Here is a 24,064-nt window from a genome sequence, read left to right on the forward strand (position 1 = left end):
CTACCTGGCGGAAGCGGATTCCGCCTCGGTGGAGGCCTCCGCGTCAGCACCCAGCGGCGCCCCCTTCGTTTCCTTCACCAGGCTCACACCCACGAACGAGATGACGCACAGGGCCATGATGTAGATGCCGATCGAGCCGGACCAGCCGGTGTCCGCGAGCACTGCCTCGGCAATGAGCGGTGCGAAGGCGCCCCCAAGGATGGAGCCCAGGGCGTATCCGATGCCGATTCCCGAGTACCGGACACTGGCAGGAAACATTTCCGCATACATGGCGGACATGGGGCCGTAGGAAAGTCCCAGCCCGATGGTCAGGACGAAGATCCCCACGCCGTATGCCCAGATGTTGCGCGTGTCCACCAGCAGGAACATGGGGATGACCCAGGCAAAGATCAGGACATAGCCCAGCTGGAAGGTGCGGACGCGGCCGATCCGGTCCGACAGCGCGCCGCCGTACAGCGTGAAAATCAGCCAGCCGAACGACGCGAGGAGGGTTGCCAGGAGCACGGGGGAAGCGTCCATCTTCAGCGTCTTCTGGGCGTAGGACGACAGGAATGCGATCACCAGGTAACCAGCGGCATTGTTTCCAATGAAGATGATCGCGGCCAGCAGCACCTGCTTTTTGTTCGTCTGAAGCAGCTGCCTCAGCGGGGTGGCTGATTCACGCTTTCGCTCCACCATCTCCTGGAACACCGGGCTCTCGGACACAGCCGCACGGATGAAGTAGCCCACCACGATCAGCGCGACCGAGAGCAGGAACGGAACGCGCCAGCCCCATTCGAGGAACTGCTCCGGTGACATGGACAGCCGGAGCAGGAACAGCACCAGAGTTGCGATGATCATGCCGACGGGAACGCCGATCTGGGGGTAGGCGCCCCAGAATCCGCGCCGGTCCCGGGGTGCGTGCTCAACGGCCATCAGCGCGGCCCCGCCCCATTCACCGCCGGCGGAGAAGCCCTGCAGGATGCGCAGGACCATCAGCAGGATGGGCGCCCATACGCCAATCTGGCCATACGTCGGAAGGAGCCCGATCAGCGCCGTGGACGCGCCCATCATCACCAGCGTGAAGACGAGCATCGCCTTGCGCCCCACCTTGTCACCCAGCCGTCCGGCGATGACGGCACCGAGCGGCCGGAAGAAGAAGCTCACGCCGATGGTGGCCCAGGAGACCAGCTGGGCAAGTCCGGGGTTGTCGGTGTCCAGCGGCTTGAAGTAGAGGCTGGCGAACACCACGCCGGCGGCCTGGGCGAAGATGAAGAAGTCGTACCATTCAATGGTGGTGCCGATCATGGTGCCGGCCACCACGCGGCGGTCCGCTTTGCTCATGCGCTGCCCGGACGAGGGCACAGCTGTGCCGTGAAGGGATGCCATGGACGTCACGCTCCGTTGCTGACGAGCAGTGACGGAGCAGGGGATGCGGCCTGCATTGCCGGGGTGGCGCCGACTGCTGATTGGCGCGGTGCCAGGAACTGGGCGCAGAACGCGCCGAGTTCGGCCGTCGCCGTCAGCGGCAGGACGTTGGCCACGTATTGGTCCGGGCGGACCACCACCACCACGCCGTTGCGGTCCAGGCCGCGCAGCTCAAAGATGTCCGCGGACGGATCGGTGGCGTACACCTTCTCGTAATCGGTCAGTTTGAACGGGCCCACCTGCGGTTTGAAGACGGCGGGAACCTGTCCGATGTCCACGGCCGTGTGCGGCTGCTGGTAGATCACCTTCACGTCGAACCAGGCGTCGGGGTCAGCGCCCGACGGCGTTGCGGCCAGCGGTGAGTCCGGCGAGTTGGCGATCCACTCGGCGAAGTCCGCCACACCTGAGTGCGCTCCTGCGGGTGCGGCGTCTGCGAAGACGTAGATGCGCCAGCGGCCGTCGGCTGTGGCGTGGTGGCCGAGGTGGAGCGGGTTGGTATCACCGACCCGGACCACGGGCGCGGACTTGAAGCGCTTGCCCACCGGAAAGCCGGTGGCCAGGCCCTGGTGCTTGGCAGGTGCCACCAGCATGGACGGCGCGTATTCGGTCATGAAGCCGGCCGGGAATTCGGCAGTGCGCACGTAGAAGTCCTCGAGGTCCGAGGGGTTTTCGAACTCCTCGGGCTTTTTGGCCATCATGGTGGACCATTCCTTGTCGAAGTCGATCAGGTTCTTGGCCACCACCTGGCGCTCCGCCGAGTAGGTGGACAGCAGGCTCTCCGGGCTGCGGCCTTCGAGGACGTGCCCCAGTTTCCAGGCGATGTTGAAGCCGTCCTGCATGGACACGTTCATGCCCTGGCCGGCTTTTGCGCTGTGGGTATGGCAGGCGTCGCCGGTAATGAAGACACGCGGCGTGCGGGTGCCGCGGTCCTCCGGCAGGACGTCGTCGAACCTGTCGGTGAGCCGGTGCCCCACCTCGTAGACGCTGTGCCACGCCACGTTCCGCACGTCCAGGGTGTAGGGGTGGAGGATCTCGTTGGCTTTGTCGATGATCTGTTCGATGCTGGTGTTGCGCACGGCGTGGTGCGTGGCCGGGTCCACCTCGCCAAGGTCCACATACATGCGGAACAGGTGGCCGCCTTCCCGGGGGATCAGCAGGATGCTGCCTTTTTCGCCCTGGATGGCGCATTTGGTGCGGATATCGGGGAAGTCGGTCACGGCGAGGGTGTCCATCACGCCCCAGGCGTGGTTGGCCTGGTCGCCGGCGAGGGTGCAGCCGATTGCCGCGCGCACTTTGCTCCTGGCGCCGTCGGCCCCCACCACGTACTTGGCGCGGACAACCCGCTCCCGGCCTTCGTTTGGGCCCGCGGTGTGGAGCAGCGTCACGGCCACGGGGTACTCGCCCTGCTCCGTAACCTCCAGGCCCTGGAACTCGTAGCCGTAGTCGGGCTTCAGGCGCGTAGGCGAGTTGGCCGCGAATTCGGCGAAGTAGTCCAGCACGCGGGCCTGGTTGACGATGAGGTGCGGGAACTCGCTGATGCCCATCTCATCATCCACGGCGCGGGCCGTCCGGATGATATTCGAGCGGTTGGCGGGGTCCGGCTTCCAGAACGCCATCTCGGTGATCCTGTATGCCTCCGCGATGATCCGTTCGGCAAAACCGAAGGCCTGGAAAGTCTCGACGCTGCGCGCCTGGATACCGTCGGCCTGGCCGATCGCGAGCCGCCCGGGACGGCGCTCAATAATCCGCGTGGTGACATTCGGGAACATGGACAGCTGCGCGGCGGCGAGCATTCCCGCAGGACCTGTGCCGACAATCAGCACGTCAACCTCGTCCGGAAGTTCATCGGGGCGGTTGAGTCCGACGCCGGCGGCCGGCTTTACCCGCGGGTCTCCGGATACGTAACCGTGATGGTGAAACTGCACGGGATGTCCTCACTTCGTTGTGTGGCTGGGAAGCCAAGAGCTGTTCGATAATAGAACTGGGGTTTCCATATGAGAAAACCTGCTGTTGGAGCATCACTGTACGCCACCTGTGACGCGGACGACAAGAGTGCCGGAAAAGGTCGGAATGCAGGGGTTGACAACTGCCGGATATCGAGCGAAAGTGATCGTATACGATTTCGTACCTGATAAGGGAGACAGTTTTGGAGCAGGTCAACGGCGATACCCTGGCTGCGGCACGCAAGGTGATCGCGGTGCACATCAACTACCCAAGCCGTGCTGCCCAGCGGGGACGCACCCCGGCGCAGCCCTCCTACTTCCTCAAGCCGTCGTCGTCGCTCTCCCTGACGGGGAGCGCCGTCGAACGCCCCGCGGGCTGCGAACTGCTGGGCTATGAGGGCGAGATTGCGCTGGTCATCGGCAAGGCCGCACGCCGGGTGGGCATCGATGACGCCTGGAGCCACGTTGCCGCCGTCACCGCCAGCAATGACCTCGGCGTCTACGACCTGCGCTACGCGGACAAGGGATCCAACCTCCGGTCCAAGGGCGGCGCGGCTTCACGCCCGTTGGCCCGGCACTCATCCCGGCAGACGCCGTCGACCCCGCCCAGCTGCGCATCCGCACCTGGCATAACGGCCAGCTGGTCCAGGACGACACCACGGAAGACCTGCTCTTCCCGTTCGCCCGGCTGGTGGCGGACCTGTCCCAGCTCCTGACGCTCGAGGAAGGGGACATCATCCTCACCGGCACCCCCGCGGGCGCCTCCGTCGCCAAACCCGGCGACGTCCTCGAAGTGGAAGTCTCCGCCGGCGGCCTCACCACCGGCCGCCTGGTCACCCGGGTGGAGGAAGGCACGACGCCGTTCGCTAACTTTGGTGCCGGACCGAAGGTTGATGACGTGCAGCGTGAGGAGGCGTGGGGCTCACGCGAGGCTGCTGGCCTTCCTGCCCCTGCCAGCACCCTCACCCCTGGGCTGAAGGCCAAGCTGGAGAGCGTGGCCACGGCCACCCTGTCCTCCCAGATGCGCAAGCGCGGCCTTAACAACGTGAGCATCGACGGCCTGCAGGCCACCCGGCCGGACCGCCGGGTGGTGGGACTGGCCCGCACCCTTCGCTACGTCCCCAACCGCGAGGACCTGTTCAAAACCCACGGCGGCGGCTTCAACGCCCAAAAGAAAGCCATCGATTCCGTGAACGACGGCGAAATCCTGGTCATGGAAGCCCGCGGTGAAAAGGGCACCGGCACCGTGGGGGACATCCTGGCCCTGCGCGCCCAGGTCCGCGGCGCCGCTGCCATCATCACCGACGGCGGCGTCCGCGACTACACCGCCGTGGCAGGCCTGGACATGCCCACTTACTTCGCCAACCCGCACCCGGCTGTGCTGGGACGCCGCCACATCCCGTGGGACACGGACATCACCATCGCCTGCGGCGGCGCCACCGTCCAGCCCGGCGACATCATCGTGGCCGATTCCGACGGCATCCTGGTGGTCCCGCCGGCCATCGCCGAAGAACTCGTGGACGACTGCATCGCCCAGGAGCAGGAAGAAGCCTTCATCTTCGAGATGGTCAAGCAGGGCAACAGCGTGGACGGCCTCTACCCGATGAACGCCGAATGGCAGGCCCGGTACGAGGAATGGAAGGCAGGCGCGGCGAATGACTGAAACATTGGCTGAGTTTTCCGCTGCGGCCCCTGCCGGCAGCAAGTCCGAACAGGCCTACCAGGCCGTCAAGGCACGCATTGTGGAAGGCACCTATACCCCCGGCTACCGGCTGGTCCTGGGCACCATCGCCAAGGACCTCGGGTTCAGCGTGGTTCCGGTCCGCGAAGCCATCCGCCGGCTGGAGGCTGAAGGCCTGGTGACGTTCGAACGCAACGTGGGTGCCACGGTGGCCGGGATCGACCCCACCGAATACCTCTACACCATGCAGACCCTCAGCATCGTGGAAGGCGCCGCCACCGCATTGTCCGCTCCCCTGATCGATGCTGTGGCCATAGCCAGGGCCCGAGCCGTGAACGAGCAGATGCGCGAATGCCTGGACCACTTTGATCCCGTCCGCTTCACCCAGCTCAACCAGGAATTCCACAGCGTCCTGTTCGAGCACTGCCCCAACCCGCACATCCTGGACCTCGTCCACCGCGGCTGGAACCGGCTTGCAGCACTGCGGTCCTCCACCTTCCGTTTCGTCCCCGGCCGCGCCCGCGATTCCGTGGACGAACACGAAGCACTCCTGAAGCTGATCGAATCCGGCGCCGATGCCGACGCCATCGAAAAAGCCGCCCGGCTCCACCGCTCCGCCACCCTGGACGCCTACCTCGCCCAGGCCAAAACCATCTGACACTCCCCACCCGTTCAGAAGCAGTAAGGAAACAACAATGACGTTCACTGCAGCAGAAACAACCGCCCATTACGTGCCCCAGGATCTGCCCACCCACATCCAGCACTACATCAACGGCCAGTTCGTTGACTCCGTGGGCGGCAAGACCTTCGATGTGCTGGACCCGGTCTCCAACCGGAACTACGCCACCGCCGCCGCCGGCCAGAAAGAGGACATCGACCTCGCCGTTGCCGCCGCCCGCGAAGCGTTCGTGAACGGCCCCTGGCCGAAGATGAAGCCCCGCGAACGCGCCCGCATCCTGAACAGGATCGCGGACGCGGTCGAGGCCCAGGAAGCCCGGCTCGCCGAGCTCGAAACGTTCGACACCGGCCTGCCGATCACCCAGGCCAAGGGCCAGGCGCTCCGTGCTGCCGAGAACTTCCGCTTCTTCGCGGACCTGATCGTGGCCCAGTTCGACGACGCCATGAAGGTCCCCGGCTCGCAGATCAACTACGTGAACCGCAAGCCGATCGGCGTCGCCGGCCTGATCACCCCATGGAACACCCCCTTCATGCTGGAATCCTGGAAGCTCGCCCCGGCCCTGGCCACCGGCAACACAGTGGTCCTCAAACCCGCCGAGTTCACCCCGCTCTCGGCCTCGCTCTGGGCCACCATCTTCAAGGACGCCGGGCTCCCGGACGGCGTGTTCAACCTGGTCAACGGCCTGGGCGAGGAAGCCGGCGACGCTTTGGTCAAGCATCCGGACGTGCCCCTGATCTCCTTCACCGGCGAGACCACCACTGGCCAGACGATCTTCCGGAACGCGGCCGCCAACCTCAAGGGCCTGTCCATGGAGCTCGGCGGCAAGTCCCCGTGTGTCGTGTTCGCCGATGCCGACCTGGACGCCGCGATCGATTCGGCGCTGTTCGGGGTCTTCTCCCTCAACGGCGAACGCTGCACCGCCGGCTCCCGCATCCTCGTCGAGCGCGCCATCTATGACGAGTTCTGCGAAAAGTACGCCGCCCGCGCCAGGAACATCGTGGTCGGTGACCCGCACGATCCCAAGACCCAGGTGGGGGCCCTGGTCCACCCGGAGCACTACGAAAAGGTGGCCTCCTACGTCGAAATCGGCAAGTCCGAAGGCCGGCTCCTGGCCGGCGGCGGCCGCCCCGACCACCTGCCCGAAGGCAACTACATCGCACCCACGGTGTTCGCCGACGTCGCCCCCGACGCCCGGATCTTCCAGGAGGAAATCTTCGGACCCGTCGTGGCCATCACCCCGTTCGAGAACGACGACGAGGCCCTCGCCCTGGCCAACAACACCAAATACGGCCTCGCCGCCTACATCTGGACCCAGAACCTCACCCGGGCCCACAACTTCTCGCAGAACGTCGAAGCCGGCATGGTGTGGCTGAACAGCCACAACGTCCGCGACCTCCGCACCCCGTTCGGCGGCGTCAAAGCCTCGGGCCTGGGCCACGAGGGCGGCTACCGCTCCATCGATTTCTACACCGACCAGCAGGCCGTGCACATCACCCTCGGCACCGTCCACACCCCCAAGTTCGGCAGCATCGAAACCTCCGCCGCCAACGAAGGCTAACCCCTTAATTACTGAAGAACCTGCTCAAAGAAGAGAGACCATCATGACCAACTTCGTCCCCACCCCTTCCGTCCCGGCACCGGACATCGTCCGCTGCGCCTACATGGACATCGTGGTCACCGACCTCGCCAAGTCCCGCGAGTTCTACGTTGACGTCCTGGGCCTGCACGTCACCGAGGAAGACGAGAACGCCATTTACCTGCGCTCCCTCGAGGAGTTCATCCACCACAACCTGGTGCTCCGCAAGGGACCCATCGCCGCCGTCGCCGCGTTCGCCTACCGGGTGAAGTCCCCCGCCGAGGTGGACGCCGCCGAGGCCTACTACAAGGAACTGGGCTGCCGGGTTGAGCGGCGCAAGGACGGATTCACCAAGGGCATCGGCGACTCCGTCCGCGTCGAGGACCCGCTGGGCTTCCCGTACGAGTTCTTCTACGACGTGGAGCACGTGGAACGCCTCACCCAGCGCTACGACCTCTACTCCGCCGGTGAACTGGTCCGGCTGGACCACTTCAACCAGGTCACCCCCGATGTGCCCCGCGGCCGCGCCTACCTCGAAGACCTGGGCTTCCGCGTCTCCGAGGACATCAAGGATTCCGACGGCGTCACGTACGCCGCGTGGATGCACCGCAAGCAGACCGTGCACGACACCGCCCTGACCGGCGGCAACGGCCCGCGGATGCATCACGTCGCGTTCGCCACGCACGAGAAGCACAACATCATCCAGATCTGCGACAAGATGGGCGCCCTGCGGATCAGCGACCGGATCGAACGCGGTCCCGGCCGGCACGGCGTGTCCAACGCCTTCTACCTCTACATCCTGGACCCGGACGGCCACCGCATCGAGATCTACACCCAGGACTACTACACCGGCGACCCCGATAATCCCACCATCACCTGGGACGTCCACGACAACCAGCGCCGCGACTGGTGGGGCAACCCCGTGGTCCCGTCCTGGTACACCGAAGCATCCCTGGTCCTGGACCTGGACGGCAATCCCCAGCCGGTCATCGTCCGTGAGGAAAAGAGCGAAATGGCGGTCACCGTCGGCGCTGACGGCTTCTCCTACACCCGCAAGGACGGAGCCCCGGAAGACGACCGGACCGGCTTCAAGCTGGGAGCGCAGCTGTAGCCATGCTGGATGACAGGACGATCGAGGCCATCGCGGACGAGCTGGTGGAGGCCGGCCGCACCCGCACCCCCGTACCGCGGCTCACTGCCCGGTACCCGGACATGACCGTGGAGGACTCCTACGCCGTCCAGCAGTTGTGGCGGCGCCGGAACGAGGAGGCCGGCCGGACCCTGGTGGGGCGCAAGATCGGCCTCACGTCCAAGGCCATGCAGGCGGCCACGGGCATCACGGAGCCGGACTATGGGGCCATTTTTGATGACATGGTGCTGGAGACCGGCTGCTCGGTGGAGTGGGACAAATACACCCACCCCCGGGTGGAGGTGGAGCTGGCCTTCGTGTTGAAGGACGGTTTGAAGGGTCCCGGGGTCACGATCTTCGATGTCCTGAAGGCCACCGACTACGTGGTTCCGGCCCTGGAAATCCTCGATTCGAGGATCGAGATGGAGGGCCGGACCATCGTGGACACCATCTCCGATAACGCCGCCATGGGCGCCATGGTGATCGGCGGCAACCCGGTGAAGCCTGACGCCGTGGACCTCCGGTGGGTCGCCGCCATCCTGTATAAGAATCAGACCGTGGAGGAAACCGGCGTGGCCGCCGGCGTCCTGGATCACCCTGCCAACGGCGTCCACTGGCTGGCCAACAAGATTGCCGCCCACGGCGATTCGCTGAAGGCCGGTGACATCATCCTCGCCGGTTCCTTCACCCGCCCGCTCTGGGTTTACAAGGGTGACACCGTTCACGCTGACTACGGACCTTTGGGGAGTGTCACATGCCGCTTCGAATAGAGGACACCTTCCGGTCCGCTTTGGGTGAGGCCAAGCGCCCGCTGGCCGGGATGTGGGTCTGCTCCGGCAGCCCCCTGGTTGCCGAACTGTGCGCGGGGTCCGGCCTGGACTGGCTGCTGGTGGACGCCGAGCACAGCCCCAACGGGCTCGAGTCCGTCCTCGCCCAGCTCCAGGCCGTCCACGGCTACCCGGTCCACACCCTGGTCCGGCCACCGGTGAACGACACCGTGCTCATCAAGCAGTACCTGGACCTGGGCGTGCAGAACCTGCTCATTCCCATGGTCAACTCCGTCGCCGAAGCGGAAGCTGCCGTGGCGGCCACCCGCTACCCGCCGCTGGGCGTTCGCGGAGTGGGGTCAGCCCTTGCCCGCGCCGCCCGCTGGAACCGTGTGCCAAATTATTTGGCCCGGGCCGGCGAGACCATCAGCGTCACCGTCCAGATTGAGTCGACGGCGGCAGTGGACTCTGTGGCGGACATCCTGAAAGTCGATGGCGTCGACGCCGTCTTCATCGGGCCCTCCGACCTCGCCGCCTCCATGGGCCTGCTGGGACAGCAGGAACACCCTGAGGTGCGCGCCGCCGTCGAACACTGCCTCGCCGCCGCGAAAGCCGCCGGAAAGCCGGCCGGTGTGAATGCCTTCAACCCGGACACGGCCCGCCACTACCTGGACCACGGCGCAGACTTCATCCTGGTCGGCGCCGACGTCGCCCTCCTGGCAAGAGGCTCCGAAGCCCTCGCCAAGCAGTACATCCAGAAGGCCGACGGCGACACCCCTGCTAGCTACTAACGGTGGTTGAACCCGTAACCCCGCCACCGGTGGTTGAGGCTGTCGAAACCCTAAACTTCCCTAGGAGCACCATGACTCTTTCTCCCGCACTTTCCCCTGCCATCTCACAGGAGCGCGAAGCCGCACTCCTTGCGTCCGTTCCAACCGGCCTGTTGATTGGCGGGCAGTGGCGGGAGGCGTCCGACGGCGGCACGTTTGACGTGCACGACCCCGCCACCGGGGAGGTCCTCGCCACCCTCGCCTCCGCCACCAGCGACGATGCGGTTGCAGCGCTGGATGCAGCCGACGCCGCCCAGGCGTCCTGGGCGCGGACCGCGCCGCGGGTGCGCGCCGAGATCCTGCGCCGCGCCTTTGACCTGGTCACCGAACGCGCCGAGGACTTCGCCCTGCTCATGACCCTGGAGATGGGCAAGCCCCTGGCCGAAGCCCGCGGCGAAGTCGCCTACGGAGCCGAATTCCTGCGCTGGTTCTCCGAGGAAACCGTCCGGGACTACGGCCGCTACCTGACGTCGCCGGAGGGGAAGAACAAGATCCTGGTCCAGCACAAGCCCGTCGGACCCTGCCTGCTCATCACCCCGTGGAACTTCCCCCTGGCCATGGCCACCCGCAAAGTAGCCCCCGCCGTCGCGGCCGGGTGCACCATGGTCCTCAAACCCGCCAAACTTACACCCCTCACGGCGCAGTACTTCGCCCAGACCATGCTCGACGCCGGCCTGCCGCCCGGCGTCCTGAACGTCGTCGCCTCCTCCTCCGCTTCCGGGATCTCCGGGCCGCTGCTGAAGGACTCCCGCCTCCGGAAAGTGAGCTTCACCGGGTCCACCCCGGTCGGCAAACGCCTCATGGCCGACGCCGCGCAAAACGTGCTGCGGACCTCGATGGAACTCGGCGGGAACGCCCCGTTCATCGTGTTCGAAGACGCCGACCTGGACAAAGCTGTCGAAGGCGCGATGGCTGCGAAGATGCGGAACATGGGCGAAGCCTGCACCGCCGCCAACCGCTTCCTCGTCCACGAAACCGTCGCGCAGGAATTCACCCGCAAGTTCGCCGCCGCCATGGGCGCCCTGACCACCGGGCGCGGCACCGATGCCGCCACCCAGGTCGGCCCGCTCATCGACGCCGGGGCCAGGGATGATGTGCACGCCCTAGTAAGTGCCGCCGTCGACGCCGGCGCCACCGCAATCACCGGCGGAGCCCCCGTGGACGGGCCAGGCTACTTCTACCAGCCCACCGTCCTCGGTGGCGTTCCGAACGATGCAGCAATTCTGCGCCAGGAAATCTTCGGCCCCGTCGCACCCGTCACCACCTTCACCACCGAAGAAGACGCCATCCGGCTGGCCAACGCCACCGAATACGGCCTCGCCTCCTACCTCTACAGCCGCGACTTCAACCGGCTCCTGCGCGTAGCCGAACAGATCGAATTCGGCATGGTCGGCTTCAACGCCGGCGTCATCTCCAACGCCGCAGCACCCTTCGGCGGCGTCAAGCAATCCGGCCTCGGCCGCGAAGGCGGCACCGAAGGCATCGCCGAATACACCACCACCCAATACATCGGCATCGCCGACCCCTACGCGGGCTGACTCCCCTGCCCGCATACCTCGGGCTCTGGCGATCCCCGAGGTGTGCGGGCAGGATGGACGGATGGCGCAGCACCTGGACATTCCGCCGTACTTTTACGGCGAGCTGATCAGGACCACGGCCCGGGTGGTCACCTGGAATGTGTGGGGGCTGTACGGCCCCTGGCAGGAGCGTGAAGCGGCGATAACTTCCACACTGCTGGAGGCAAGGCCGGATCTTCTTGTGTTGACGGAGTCCTGGGCAAAAGGTGACGACAGCCAGTCCGCAAGGCTGGCCGATCCCCTGGGGCTGCCGTACCACGCCTTTAGCGGGGTTCCTGCGCAGGAGGACGAATCAGCCCTCTCCGGCGTTGCTGTCTTGTCCAGATGGCCGATTGCCGATGCTGCCGGCTTCAGCTTTGGTGCGTTGCGGGTGCAGTACGTCCGGGTTGATGGCCCGCGTGGACCGCTCCAGGTGTACGGAGTGGTCATGGACGCCTGGTGGCTGGACGAGAGCCAGGCACGGCAGGATGCGGTCCGCGGACTGATCGCCCACCTGCACGCGGAACAGGATGAGCGGACTCCCCTGGCCGTCTGCGGAGACTTTAACGCCGACCCCGACAGCGATGAAATGCGCCTCATGACGGGCCGTGCGGCAGCGCCGGTGCCTGGTTTGTCCTTCTACGATGCCTGGGAAGTGGCGGCACCGGGCATAGCGGGCAGCACGTGGTCCAATGCCAATCCGTGGGCAGTACAGCTCTTGTGGCCGGACCGGCGGATCGACTACGTCTTCACCGCCGCACCACGGAGAGGCGGAGCCGGACATCCGAGGGCAGCCGCCCTGCTTGGCACCACCCCTGTGGCCGGCACGTTTCCGTCAGACCACTACGCCCTGCAGACTGATATTCGTTACTGAGCACTAAAGTTTGTTCAGCATATTAGCCATCAGCCAGTATAGTGAACGGATGACCTCCTCTCTTACAGTCGCGATCGCCGTACCCCTCGAAGCAGAGCTGGTGGAGCAGATCCGCGCCGTCGACCCCTCCGTCACCGTTCGCTACGAACCGGAGCTCCTCCCGCCGGAGCGGTTCCCCGCAGACCACTCCGGCGACCCGGCGTTCAAGCGCACGCCAGGCCAGGAAGAGCGCTACTGGTCCATGCTCAACAGCGCGCAGGTGCTGTACGGCTTCCCCAATGAAAGCCCTGCCGGCCTTGCCCGCATCGCCCGCGAGAATCCCCACCTGCAGTGGATCCATGCAATGGCAGCAGGGGCGGGCGGGGCCGTCAAGGCATCAGGCCTAGACCAGGAGGCCCTGCAGAAGTTCAAGATCACCACATCGGCAGGCGTCCACGCGCTGCCCCTCGCCGAGTTCGCAGCGCTGGGGATCCTCAACGGCTTCAAGCGGAGCGCGGAACTGGCCCAGGATCAGGCCGCCAAGGTCTGGCCGGAACTCCGGATTCCCACCCGCCTCGTCAACGGCTCCATGCTGGTGGTCACGGGACTGGGCGAGATCGGGCTGGAGACTGCACGGATTGCCAGGGCTCTGGGAATGAAGGTCAGCGGGACCAAACGCTCAGTGGAACACATTGACGGCATCGACCACGTGGTGGACAACGCCGGCCTTTCGGGCCTCCTTGCCACGGCCGATGCGGTGGTCAATACGCTGCCCGGCACGGCATTCACCGAGAGGCTCTTCAACCGGGAAGCCTTCGCCGCCATGAAGCCCGGGACGGTCTTCATCAATGTGGGCCGCGGCACCGTTGTTGACGAGGAAGCACTCCTGGAAGCCCTGGACAACGGCCAGGTCAGTTACGCCTGCCTGGACGTTTTCGCCGTCGAACCCCTCCCCCAGGACAGCCCCCTGTGGGAGCACCCCAGGGTGATGGTTTCCCCGCACACCTCCGCCCTCAGCGCCGCTGAGAATCGCCTCATTACCGAACGCTTCTGCAGCAACCTGCAGATCTTCCTCGACGGCGGCGACCTCCCCCACCTCGTGGACACGGTCCACTTCTACTAGGCCCGCCGACCCGAAGCACGATCAGGAGATCCATGCGCATCGCACGAATCAAGACAGAAGAGGGCGCCCGGCACGCAGTGGAACGGGACGGGACATGGCACCACATTGTTGACCCGTTCGCGGAACCCCTCAGCTACACGGGGCACACCACCCCGGACACCGACGCCGTGTTCCTCGCCCCGGTCCGGCCCGCCGTGGTGCTCGGAATCGGACACAACCGGACGCTGAACGACCATCCGCTGCCCATCCAGGCCTGGCATAAGTCGGTGCATACCCTCGCCGATCCCGGCGACCCGGTAGTCGCCGCCCGGGACCGCGGCACGGTCAACGTGGAAGGCGAACTCGCGGTGGTCATCGGGAAGCAAGCAAAGGAACTGACGCCCGGCAATGCGCTGGAGCACGTCCTCGGCTATACCTGCGTCAATGACGTGACCAACGTGGACCAGGGCCTGGTGGATGAACGGAATTTCCAGGGCAAGGCCGGCGTGAATTACACGCCCCTTGGCCCGTGGATAGAAACAGACATCCCGGATCCGGACCGCGTGGGCATTGATGTGATCGTCAACGGGGCAGCCCAGGCCAACTCCGGGACGTACAACCTGCCTTCCTCAGTGGTGGAGTGCCTCGTGTACGTCACGTCCTGGCTGACCCTTGAACCCGGTGACGTGCTCATGACGGGGGCTCCCGGGACGGCAGTGGCCGTTCAGCCGGGCGACCACGTGGAAATTGTGGTGGAGCGGATCGGGAGCCTGTCCAACAGGATCTCCTGACCCTGCCCGCCGCCTTCGGGGAAACGCACGGCTTCGGCGCGATAAGAAGCGCCCTCTATGATGGATGGTGTTCAGTCACATGAACACCGCTCGTCCTGCCGCGGCAACCCGAAGGAGAATCATGGCCGATTCCCGCAACCCCGGTCCATCAGACAACCAGGGCACCACTTCCCCCGCCCCCGCCGTGACGCGGGCGGCTGCCGTCCTGGATGCGCTGGCCTCCTCCGCCACCGGCCGCCTCACGCTCAGTGACCTCTCGCGGGAAGTAGGCATTCCCAAATCGTCGACGTCCAACCTGCTGCTGGCACTGGAGGAAGCCCGGCTCATCAGCCGCCAGGGCAGCGAGTTCACCCTGGGCCGCAAGCTCGTGGAGCTCGGCGCGGCCTACCTTGGCCGCCTGGACGAAGTGCAGGAGTTCTACGGCTACTGCGAGCAGGCCCCGGTCCTCTCCGGCGAGACAGTCCGCATCGCCATGCTCGACGGCTTGAACGTCATCTACCTCGCCAGGTACGAGGGACATCCAGCGGTGCGCCTGACGTCGAATATCGGCGACAAAATGCCGGTTTCGCTCTGCGCCGTGGGCAAGGCGCTGATCGCGCGGCTGCATGACCATGACATCGAGGAACTCTTCCCCGATGACGCCGAACTGCCCGTGCTGACGCCGAAGTCGCTGCGCACGGGAGCGGAATTCAAGGCGCAGCTGCAGACCATCCGCGAACAGGGCTACGCCTTCGAGGACGAGGAGTCCACCACGGGCGTGGTTTGCCTTGCCGTTTCCGTCCCCACCCGGGGAGCCCACGGCCCCAGCCTCGGCCTGTCCGTGACGGCCCTCAAAGCCACCTACACCCCGGAGCAGGGCGCCCAGATGGTCAAGGAACTCCAGGAGTTGGCCCACTCGCTGGGCAATCCCATGGGCTGACCCCGCCCGCCGCGGCGGTTTTTCCGGTCACAAAATCCACACCGTTGCCCTTTGTTCAACTTGCTGTATTGTGTTCAGCATAGTGATCGACGCAACAGGGTGTCGTTGCTATCCCACCACCAGGCCAACGTGGGCCTGGAGTGCGTTTAAGGGAGTTACTGTGACAACTCGTACTAAATCACCGCAGACTGAGGCGGGCGGCGCCGTCGTCGAACCGGAACAGCTGCGAAGGGCAACTCTTGCCAGCTCCGTGGGGTCAGCCCTCGAATACTACGATTTCTACATCTACGGCCTGGCGTCAGCGCTGATCTTCGGCCCCCTGTTCTTCTCCCCGCTGGGTGAAAGCGGCGCCGTCATCGCCTCCTTCGCAACCTACGGCGTCGGCTTTGCCGCAAGGCCGTTCGGCGGCGTGGTCTTTGGCTACATCGGCGACCGCTTCGGCCGGAAGATGGTGCTGATCCTCACCATCGGCCTGATGGGACTGGCAAGCTTCGCCATCGGCCTCCTGCCCACCTTTGAACAGGCAGGAATGCTCGGAGCGGTCCTGCTGGTGGCCCTGCGCATCCTCCAGGGATTGGGCGCCGGCGCCGAACAGGCGGGTGCAACCACGCTGATCTCGGAGGTGGCTCCGCGAAGCCGCCGGGGTTTCTTCGCCTCGCTGCCTTTCGTGGGCATCCAGCTCGGCACCCTGCTCGGCGCGGGCACGTTCGCCCTGATGGCCCTCGCAGACAAGGAGGTCCTGCAGGGCTGGCTCTGGCGGGTGCCCTTCCTGGCAAGCGTCATCCTCATCGTCATCGCCGTCTTCATCCGGCTCCGGCTCAAGGAAACCCCGGTGTTCCAGGAGCTTGAAAAGCACAAGGCCGTGGTGAAGAACCCGGTGGGCCAGATCTGGAAGCACTCCAAGAAGAACGTGCTTGTCGGCATCGGCCTGCGGATGGGTGAGAACGGCAATTCGTCGGTCTACTCGGCGCTGCTGGTCTCGTTCATCAGCCTTCCGGCCGGCGTCTTCCCGGGAGACAAGTTCATTGGCCCCACCGGCCTGCTGATCGCCGCTGGCTGCGCGGCAGTCATGGTGGTCACCTTCGGCGCCCTGTCCGACCGCTTCGGCCGGGTCCCCGTCTACCGTTACGGCGCCCTCTTCCAAGCCCTCATTGCGCTGCCGGCGTTCTACCTGGTCACCCTGGGCAACCCTGCCCTGGTGTGGGCAGTCATGGTGGTGGGCATTGCCCTGGGCGTGCAGTCAATGCTCGGCCCGCAGTGTGCCCTGCTTCCCGAGCTCTTCGGTTCCCAGCACCGGTTCACCGGTGTGGCCCTGAGCCGCGAACTTTCGGCGGTCTTGGCCGGCGGCTTCGCCCCGATGATCGGCGTTGCCCTGCTTGCCGCAACCAACCACTCCTGGCTTGTTCCCGCGCTGTACTCGCTGGTCCTGGCAACAATCTCCTTCATCACCACGTTCTTCACGCCGGAGACGAACGGGCGCGACCTGGTGCTCGTGGAGGACGCAAGGTAGATGAACCCCGCCAACACCTCCGCCGCTCCCACTGCCCCGGTTGATCCATCCCGCCAGCGTGCCGGCTTCGTCGGGCTGGGGCTGATGGGCGCCCCGATGGCCGCAAATCTGGTGAAAGCCGGGTGGTCCGTCACGGGGTGGAACCGCTCGCCGTCGGCAGTTGAGGACCTCGTCCGGCTGGGCGGGTCCGCCGCCGCAATGGTGGAAGACCTTCGAAACGAACCGGTGATCATCTTCATGCTCCCGGATCTGCCCTACATCGAAGAGGCTGCGGCCGGGCTGCTCGACGCGTGGCGGTCCTCGCCGCCCGAACCCGGAACGCTGGTGGTGGTGATGAGCAGTGTTTCGCCCGTGGGCGTCCAGGCTTTCGGCCTCGCCGTGGGGGAGGCAAGCGGCGGGAACGCGGCGGTGCTTGATGCCCCCGTCAGCGGCGGCACGCAGGGTGCCCAGCAGGGGACACTGGCCATCATGGCCGGCGGCTCCGAGGAGGACTTTGGGCGGGCGCTGCCCGCGCTGCAGGCCATGGGTACAACGGTGCGCCGGCTCGGCGGGCTGGGCGCCGGGTCCTTGGCGAAGGCATGCAACCAGCTGGTTGTGGGCACCACGACGGCGGCCCTCGCCGAAGCGGCCGGGCTTGCGGAGCGCTCAGGCATGGACGTCGAAGCCCTCTTCGATGTCTTGTCCGGCGGACTCGCGGCAAGCCGGGTGCTGGAAGTGGTGGGGCCCAGGCTGGCAGCGGAAGATTACGCACCAACCGGGCCGGCCAAGTTCATGCACAAGGACCTGTCCTTTGTGCTGGAGAGCGCCCGGAGTGTTGGCGCCGCGGTTCCAATGGCAACTGCCGGCACCGAACTCTATGCCCACCTCGTCCGGCAGGGCCTGGGGGACCTCGACCTGGCCGTGGTGCGGCAGGCCATTGCCAACCTCAGCACCGCCTCCCGGGAGAACGCTCCGGAGACTATCAAGGAGACCGCCCAATGAGTCCGCTTTTTGACCTGACCGGACGTACAGCCCTCGTCACGGGATCAAGCCGGGGCATCGGCAATGCCCTTGCCCGGGCCTTGGCCGACGCCGGCGCTACCGTGGTGCTGAACGGGGTGAACGCGGAACGGCTCAAGGCCGCGGAAGCCGCCATGGCCGCCGATTTTGCGTCCGGCCGGATCCACAGCTGCGCTTTCGACGTCACCAGTGACGCCGAAGTTGCGGACGCTGTGGCCTGGGTGGAAGACAATGTGGGTCCGCTGGAGATCCTGGTCAACAACGCCGGCATCCAGCACCGGGTGGCCATGCTGGACCTGGATGTTAAGGACTGGGAGCGGGTCATCAGCACCGATCTCACCAGCGCGTTCCTGGTGGGAAGGGCGGCGGCCCGCTTTATGGTCCCCCGGGGCCGCGGCAAGATCATCAACATCTGTTCCGTCCAGACCGACCTGGCCCGGCCCACCATCGCCCCCTATATCGCTGCCAAGGGCGGGCTGCGGAACCTTACCCGGGCCATGACGGCGGAATGGGCGGCCGCCGGGTTGCAGATCAATGCGCTGGCACCCGGCTATATCCATACCGAGATGACGCAGAACCTGGTGGACGACGAGCAGTTCAACTCGTGGATCCTGGGGCGAACCCCTGCCCACCGCTGGGGCACGCCGGAGGACCTTGCCGGCCCGGCGGTGTGGCTGGCCTCCAGCGGTTCGGACTTCGTGAACGGCCAGACGATCTTCGTCGACGGCGGAATGACGGTGGTGGTCTGATGCGCACCGTTGCCGGACTTCCGGCGGCGGGTCCCGCCGTCGTCGCCCATGCCGCAGGCGACCTGCGCATTGAAAGTATCCCGCTCCCGGCGGCCCGGCCGGACCAGGCCGTGGTGGAGATCGCCTACGGCGGCATCTGCGGCTCCGATCTACACTACTGGCTGCACGGCGCGGCCGGGGAATCGGTCCTGAAGGCCCCGATGGTGCTGGGGCACGAGATTGTGGGGACGGTGATCCGTGCGGCGGCGGACGGATCCGGACCGGCGGAGGGCGCACCGGTCGCCGTGCATCCGGCCACGCCCGGGCCGGGAGAGGGTCCGGACTTTCCCAGGTATCCCGAAAACCGGCCCAACCTGTCCCCCGGCTGCACTTACCTTGGGAGTGCCGCGCGGTTCCCGCATACGGACGGCGCCTTCAGCAGGTACGTCAACCTGCCGTCGCGGATGCTGCGGGTCCTGCCGGCCAGCCTCGGCCTGAAGACCGCGGCGCTGATCGAGCCGGCCAGCGTGGCCTGGCATGCCGTGGCCCGCGCCGGTGACATCAGGGGCAAGACCGCCCTGGTGGTGGGCTGCGGCCCCATCGGTACACTGACCGTCGCCGTCCTCAAGCGCGCGGGCGCGGCCCGCATTGTGGCCACCGACCTGCACCGGAAACCCCTCGAGACAGCCCGGGCAGTGGGCGCGGACGAGGTCATCGAGGCAGGCGACAATGCGCTGGCAACAGTGGAGGCCGACGTCGTGATTGAATCCTCAGGCTCGCACCACGGACTGGCTACGGCCATCAAGGCAGCGGCCCGTGGCGGAAAAGTGGTGATGGTCGGCTTGTTGCCGTCCGGGCCACAGCCTGTGCTGATTTCACTGGCGATCACCCGGGAACTGGAACTGCTGGGCTCGTTCAGGTTCAACGACGAAATCGATGAGGTCATCGCCGCCCTGGGCGACGGGTCCCTGTTCGTGGACCCGGTGGTCACCCACGTCTTCCCGCTGGAACGCGGCCTCGAAGCTTTTGAAACGGCCAGGAATTCGGCTGAGTCCGGGAAGGTTCTGCTGGACTTTGCTGCCGGGGGCTGACGGCTCCAGCTTTTCCGGCGGCGCCAGTGCCGACAAGAACGTGGCCAAAGGCAGCGAATGGCCCCCCCGGGCATAGAGGTGTGAGCCCTGCATCATGGGCCTTTGTGGGCCGCAACGCTGGAAGCCGAACGTTCCCGGCGGAATCCCAACGCATACACGGACGAAGATATCCAGCGAGTCCGGGCCGAAGTCGCAACCAATGGATATGCCTTTACCTCAGGGGCGTCATTCCGGGAGTGTCCTCGATCGCAGCCCCCGTATATTCATCGCTTGACGCAATTCCGTTGACAGTTGCGGTTGTTTTCCCCACCGAAGTCGTCCACGAAGACGAGCTGGAACAGGTAAAAAACCAGCTGCTCAACATCACACGGAAGATCTCAAGCGAACTCGGCATGCCCTTCGAAGGCGACGCCGCTATACCTGCATAAAAGGCTCTCGTCCCGACTTAGGACGCAGTCACTCGACTTGAGACACACAACAAACAGCAGGCGGCATCATCCTGGCCACCTTCTGGCTGCACGCCAGCTGTCACCTCTAGCCGGTGCTGCACACGCTTGGAAAGGAACCACCCGTGATTCACCTATGGAACCACCTGGCCTCCTTGCTGGACGCCAGTGGCCACGACAAACCAGAGGGGGCGGCAGAATCGCCCGTCTCGAATACTAGGCTCACGTCAGCTGCATGGATCGGCTGGTACGAGGAAGACGCCTAACGCCCACAAAGCTCCGACAGCACGCCGACCCGATCTGGTGCCTAAACGGACTACACCCCAATAGGACGTCAGGCAGCAGCCGGACTACCTCTCAGGCTCAGCCGTGGTCGCGGCATTCCTGACACCTGCTCAACAAACTCCCAGAGTTCAACCTGACACGTCCTGTCAGTCCAGGAAGGAGCACTTCCCCGGACCAAGCGCTCTCCGAAACCAGAAGGGTGCACAAACCCAATCCGTTCCTCCCACGCCAAGGGCCTTGCGCCAAAAGACAAGAGCGGAGCCGGGGCGGTAAACCACACTGGGGGTAACCCGCCACGCCGCCCGGCCGGCGCCCTTGCCTACTCGAAGTGGAGTAAACCTTGGAAACCTACGATGCACTCCTAGCGTCCATCACCCCCACGTCCGGCCCCACCCGGACCATCCTGGACCCGGCCACGGGTGAAGCGGTAGGCGAGGCCCCCGTCCACAGCCTCGAATACCTGGAGCAGGCTGTCGCCACCGCCGTCGAGACGCAGCCGGCATGGGCTGCGTTGGGCCACGACGCCCGGTCCGCCGCGCTCCTCAAGGCCGCCGACGCCGTCGAACGCTCCGCCGAAGAACTCGCCCAGCTGCTCTCCCGTGAGCAGGGCAAGCCGTTGAACGGTCCGAACGCCCGCTTCGAGGTGGGCGCCTGCGTCGCGTGGCTGCGCGCCACGGCCGGGCTGCCCCTTGAGCCTGAAACTCTTGTTGATGACGGCCAGACCTATGCGGAGCTGCACTACAAGCCCATCGGCGTTGTGGGCGCGATCGGCCCGTGGAACTGGCCCATGATGATCGCCATCTGGCAGATCGCCCCCGCCCTGCGCATGGGCAACGCCGTCGTGGTCAAGCCATCCGGCAACACTCCGCTCTCCGTCCTGGCCCTGGTCAAGGTCCTCAACGAAGAACTCCCCGACGGCATCCTGTCGGTAGTCTCCTGCGGCCGGGAAGTCGGCGCCCGCCTCACCAACCACCCCGCCATCGGCAAAATCATGTTCACCGGCTCCACCGCCGCCGGCCGCGCCATCATCAAATCCTCTGCCGACACCGTCAAACGCCTCACCCTGGAACTGGGCGGCAACGACGCCGGCATCGTCCTGCCCGATGCCGACCCCAAAGCCATCGCCGAAGACATCTTCTGGGGCGCCTTCCTCAACACCGGCCAAACCTGCGCCGCCCTCAAACGCCTCTACGTCCACAACGACATCTACGACGCCGTCTGCGAAGAACTCACCGCCGTCGCCAAAGCCATGCCCATGGGCAACGGCCTCGACGAGAACAACGTCCTCGGCCCCCTGCAAAACAAAGCACAGTACGACGTCGTCGCGAACCTCGTGGAGGCCGCCAAGGACTCCGGCGCCCGCGTCCTCCTGGGCGGAAACCCGGACACGGACCAGCCCGGCTACTTCTACCCCACCACCCTCGTGGCCGACATCGACAACAACAACCCGCTCGTCGCCGAAGAACAATTCGGCCCCGCCCTGCCCATCATCCGCTACAGCACCATCGACGAAGCAGTGGAAAAAGCCAACGGGCTCGACGTCGGCCTCGGCGCCTCCGTCTGGTCCTCGGACCTTGCAGCGGCACGCGAGGTCGCAGGCCGGATTCAGGCCGGCACCGTCTGGATCAACAAACACGGCGCCGTAGACCCCCGCATCCCCTTCGGCGGCGCCAAGCAGTCCGGCTACGGCCTTGAATTCGGCGTCGAAGGCCTGAAGGCCCTCGGCGTACCCCAGGTCATCAACGGCTAAGCCAAATACCGGCGTGCTGCCCCGGCGACGGGATCACCCCATCGCCGGGGCGGCGGCGGTCCGGCCGGCAAACTGCCGCCGGGCCCACCGGGCGAGCTTCTTGCCCTTGCCCTTCCACCAGTTGTCCTCGTCCTTGTCGTGGTGCAGCCGGAAGATGATGGCCATGAGCACGAACATGCCCATGACCACATCGATCCAGGATGCCACCACCAGTGCGATGAGGACCGTCAGGCCGTTGGCGATGATGGACGGGATGGCCAGGGTCCGGAAAACGGTGCTGGCTACATAGCGCCGGTGCGACCTCGGGACGGACAGGGCCCGCACCATGTCGAAGCAGACGCACACCACCACGATCGTTTGCCCAATGGCGAGCAGGAGCTGGCCGGGGACCGAGCCGCTGAACGCGGACACCGCCTCCATCCCCGGGCTCATGGCCGGGCCTTGTTGGAACCACACATGGAAAACCCCCAGAAACTTGGAACCACTGCTGATCCAGCGGTGGTTCCATTGAAGTTTCCGGGGGTGGAAGGGTCACGAGTAGTGGGTACTCTATTTTCGACCCGTGACCAATATCAGGTACTTATTGCCCTGTGCCCAGTCATTGCCCAATCGCCCGGGGCCGCCAGAGCACCACTGCCTGGGAGCGGGGCCGGGGACGCTGGCCGCGGGCCAGGCTCACCACATCGCCGGCCGCGCCTGCGGCGAAGATGCGGGAATCGAAGGACTGCGGGCGGCGCGTGAGTTCCTCCGTAAGTTCGGAGACGCGCCGCTGGAGGGCGGCCACCTGGTTTTCGAGTTCCAGGATGCGCTTGATCCCTTCCAGCGAGACGCCTTCCTGCGACAGCCGCTGCACCTCCCGGAGCATGTTGACGTCCCGCTGCGAGTAGCGGCGGGACTTTCCGGGTGCACGGCTGGGCGAGACGATGCCCAGCCGGTCGTACTGCCGGAGCGTCTGGGGGTGCATGTCCGCAAGCTCAGCTGCCACCGAAATCACGAAGATTGGCTGGTCAGCATTGATCTCCACGCAACACCTCCGCTCCTACAACCGGGCCTTGGCGGCCAGGCCCTCTCGGACGTCGGCACCGGCCGTGGCTTCGGCAAACGCCTTGACCGCAGCTTCGGCTTCCTTATTCAGGTTCTTGGGAACGGCGACGTCGATGGTCACCAGCAGGTCGCCGGTGGCCTTGGACGTCTTCACGCCTTTGCCCTTGACCCGCAGTGTACGGCCCGACGGCGTCCCGGCCGGAACGCGGACCCGCACCTTTTCGCCGTCGATGGTGGGCACCTCGATGTCGGCGCCCAGGGCAGCCTCCGGGAAGGTGACGGGGACGTGGATGCGGAGGTTGTCGCCGTCGCGCGTGTAAAACTCGTGCCGCTTGACGGACACGGTGACCACCAGGTCGCCGTTGCCGGCCGGGCCGGGCTGGCCCTTGCCGCGGACGCGGATCTTCTGGCCGTCCTTGATGCCGGCGGGCACGCGGACATCAATGACCTCGCCGCTGGGTTCCCGCAGGCCGATGGTGGTGCCGCGGATGGCGCCCGAGAACGAGATGCTCGTGGACGCGGTACGGTCGGCACCCTTGGAGGGCGCCCGCTGGAAGCCGGTCTGGCCGAAGCCGCCGCCGAACAGGTCCGCGAACTCGGGCGGGATGCCGCCGGCGGAGGGGTTGAACCCGCCCGCGTGCCGGCCGGTGTTGCCGGTGAACAGGCCGCCGAACATGTCCTCGAACCCGCCGTTGCCGCCACCGGCACCGCCGGGAGCGAAGCGTGCCCCGCCGCCCATGGCGCGGATGGCGTCATACTGCTGGCGCTCGTCGGGATCCGAGAGCACCGAATAGGCCTCGGAGATGTCCTTGAACTTCTTCTCGGAAGCAGTGTTCCCCGAGTTGGTATCAGGGTGGTGCTCGCGGGCCAGCTTCCGGTAAGCCTTCTTGATATCGGCGTCGGAAGCGTCCTTGGCAACACCAAGGATCTTGTAAAAGTCCTTGTCCACCCAATCCTGGCTAGCCAATGGCGTTTCCT

The 24,064-nt window shown here is 65.9% G+C and carries 21 protein-coding genes and 1 pseudogene; 17 read left to right on the forward strand and 5 right to left on the reverse strand.

The window, feature by feature from the left end; genetic code table 11:
- On the reverse strand, nucleotides 1-1,377 hold the full coding sequence (locus B5520_RS01710) for an MFS transporter (protein ID WP_079595329.1): 1,377 nt from the start codon (nucleotides 1,375-1,377) through the stop codon (nucleotides 1-3).
- A complete protein-coding gene (locus B5520_RS01715; protein ID WP_079595330.1) occupies nucleotides 1,374-3,332 on the reverse strand; it encodes an FAD-binding monooxygenase in 1,959 nt (652 codons plus the stop codon). The genes B5520_RS01710 and B5520_RS01715 overlap by 4 nt, the downstream gene beginning before the upstream one ends.
- Nucleotides 3,333-3,553: 221 nt before the next feature.
- Here B5520_RS01715 and B5520_RS01720 point away from each other — a divergent pair.
- From B5520_RS01720 to B5520_RS01800, 17 genes and pseudogenes are all read left to right on the forward strand, one after another.
- Nucleotides 3,554-5,013: pseudogene (locus B5520_RS01720) on the forward strand (fumarylacetoacetate hydrolase family protein).
- Entirely contained in the window at nucleotides 5,006-5,689 is a 684-nt protein-coding gene (locus B5520_RS01725) for a GntR family transcriptional regulator (protein ID WP_079595331.1), read from the forward strand. Before B5520_RS01720 ends, B5520_RS01725 begins: the two are co-directional and overlap by 8 nt.
- A 37-nt stretch (nucleotides 5,690-5,726) precedes the next feature.
- On the forward strand, nucleotides 5,727-7,268 hold the full coding sequence (gene hpaE, locus B5520_RS01730; protein ID WP_079595332.1) for a 5-carboxymethyl-2-hydroxymuconate semialdehyde dehydrogenase: 1,542 nt from the start codon (nucleotides 5,727-5,729) through the stop codon (nucleotides 7,266-7,268).
- Nucleotides 7,269-7,311: 43 nt separating this feature from the next.
- Nucleotides 7,312-8,397 (forward strand): 3,4-dihydroxyphenylacetate 2,3-dioxygenase, encoded by a 1,086-nt coding sequence (gene hpaD / locus B5520_RS01735; RefSeq protein ID WP_079595333.1) that lies wholly within the window; start codon nucleotides 7,312-7,314, stop codon nucleotides 8,395-8,397.
- A gap of 2 nt (nucleotides 8,398-8,399) precedes the next feature.
- Nucleotides 8,400-9,185 (forward strand): 2-oxo-hept-4-ene-1,7-dioate hydratase, encoded by a 786-nt coding sequence (gene hpaH / locus B5520_RS01740; RefSeq protein WP_079595334.1) that lies wholly within the window; start codon nucleotides 8,400-8,402, stop codon nucleotides 9,183-9,185.
- Nucleotides 9,170-9,973 (forward strand): HpcH/HpaI aldolase family protein, encoded by an 804-nt coding sequence (locus B5520_RS01745; protein ID WP_176156722.1) that lies wholly within the window; start codon nucleotides 9,170-9,172, stop codon nucleotides 9,971-9,973. Before hpaH ends, B5520_RS01745 begins: the two co-directional genes overlap by 16 nt.
- Before the next feature lie 71 nt (nucleotides 9,974-10,044).
- A complete protein-coding gene (locus tag B5520_RS01750) occupies nucleotides 10,045-11,550 on the forward strand; it encodes an NAD-dependent succinate-semialdehyde dehydrogenase (protein WP_079595335.1) in 1,506 nt (501 codons plus the stop codon).
- A 61-nt stretch (nucleotides 11,551-11,611) separates the two neighbouring features.
- Entirely contained in the window at nucleotides 11,612-12,442 is an 831-nt protein-coding gene (locus tag B5520_RS01755; RefSeq protein ID WP_079595336.1) for an endonuclease/exonuclease/phosphatase family protein, read from the forward strand.
- Between the two features lie 49 nt (nucleotides 12,443-12,491).
- Nucleotides 12,492-13,544 (forward strand): D-2-hydroxyacid dehydrogenase, encoded by a 1,053-nt coding sequence (locus B5520_RS01760; protein ID WP_079595337.1) that lies wholly within the window; start codon nucleotides 12,492-12,494, stop codon nucleotides 13,542-13,544.
- Between the two features lie 32 nt (nucleotides 13,545-13,576).
- Complete coding sequence (locus B5520_RS01765) at nucleotides 13,577-14,314, forward strand: fumarylacetoacetate hydrolase family protein (protein ID WP_079595338.1); 738 nt, start codon at nucleotides 13,577-13,579, stop codon at nucleotides 14,312-14,314.
- A 121-nt stretch (nucleotides 14,315-14,435) separates the two neighbouring features.
- Nucleotides 14,436-15,233, forward strand: a complete 798-nt coding sequence (locus B5520_RS01770; RefSeq protein WP_079595339.1) for an IclR family transcriptional regulator — start codon at nucleotides 14,436-14,438, stop codon at nucleotides 15,231-15,233.
- 160 nt (nucleotides 15,234-15,393) lie between these two features.
- Nucleotides 15,394-16,743 carry an MFS transporter gene (locus B5520_RS01775; RefSeq protein WP_079595340.1) on the forward strand — a complete coding sequence of 450 codons (1,350 nt, stop codon included), beginning with the start codon at nucleotides 15,394-15,396 and terminating at the stop codon, nucleotides 16,741-16,743.
- Entirely contained in the window at nucleotides 16,744-17,724 is a 981-nt protein-coding gene (locus B5520_RS01780) for an NAD(P)-dependent oxidoreductase (RefSeq protein ID WP_079595341.1), read from the forward strand.
- On the forward strand, nucleotides 17,721-18,491 hold the full coding sequence (locus B5520_RS01785) for an SDR family oxidoreductase (RefSeq protein ID WP_079595342.1): 771 nt from the start codon (nucleotides 17,721-17,723) through the stop codon (nucleotides 18,489-18,491). The genes B5520_RS01780 and B5520_RS01785 overlap by 4 nt, the downstream gene beginning before the upstream one ends.
- Nucleotides 18,491-19,561: an L-idonate 5-dehydrogenase gene (locus B5520_RS01790; RefSeq protein WP_079595343.1), complete on the forward strand. Its 1,071-nt coding sequence runs from the start codon at nucleotides 18,491-18,493 to the stop codon at nucleotides 19,559-19,561. Before B5520_RS01785 ends, B5520_RS01790 begins: the two co-directional genes overlap by 1 nt.
- A 236-nt stretch (nucleotides 19,562-19,797) precedes the next feature.
- Nucleotides 19,798-19,989, forward strand: coding sequence for an IclR family transcriptional regulator domain-containing protein (locus B5520_RS22670; RefSeq protein ID WP_176156723.1), 192 nt, complete (start codon nucleotides 19,798-19,800; stop codon nucleotides 19,987-19,989).
- Nucleotides 19,990-20,632: 643 nt separating this feature from the next.
- A complete protein-coding gene (locus tag B5520_RS01800; RefSeq protein WP_079595345.1) occupies nucleotides 20,633-22,042 on the forward strand; it encodes an aldehyde dehydrogenase family protein in 1,410 nt (469 codons plus the stop codon).
- 33 nt (nucleotides 22,043-22,075) lie between these two features.
- On the opposite strand, the gene B5520_RS01805 is transcribed toward B5520_RS01800, so the two are convergent.
- The 3 genes from B5520_RS01805 to B5520_RS01815 all read right to left on the reverse strand — a co-directional run bounded on the left by B5520_RS01805 (nucleotide 22,076) and on the right by B5520_RS01815 (nucleotide 24,053).
- Nucleotides 22,076-22,462 (reverse strand): hypothetical protein, encoded by a 387-nt coding sequence (locus B5520_RS01805; protein ID WP_079595346.1) that lies wholly within the window; start codon nucleotides 22,460-22,462, stop codon nucleotides 22,076-22,078.
- 178 nt (nucleotides 22,463-22,640) lie between these two features.
- Nucleotides 22,641-23,066: a heat shock protein transcriptional repressor HspR gene (locus tag B5520_RS01810; RefSeq protein WP_079595347.1), complete on the reverse strand. Its 426-nt coding sequence runs from the start codon at nucleotides 23,064-23,066 to the stop codon at nucleotides 22,641-22,643.
- A 15-nt stretch (nucleotides 23,067-23,081) separates the two neighbouring features.
- Nucleotides 23,082-24,053 carry a DnaJ C-terminal domain-containing protein gene (locus tag B5520_RS01815; RefSeq protein WP_176156724.1) on the reverse strand — a complete coding sequence of 324 codons (972 nt, stop codon included), beginning with the start codon at nucleotides 24,051-24,053 and terminating at the stop codon, nucleotides 23,082-23,084.
- Nucleotides 24,054-24,064 lie beyond the last annotated feature (11 nt).

The organism is Arthrobacter sp. P2b (genome assembly GCF_900168295.1).
Classification (GTDB): Bacteria; Actinomycetota; Actinomycetes; order Actinomycetales; family Micrococcaceae; genus Arthrobacter.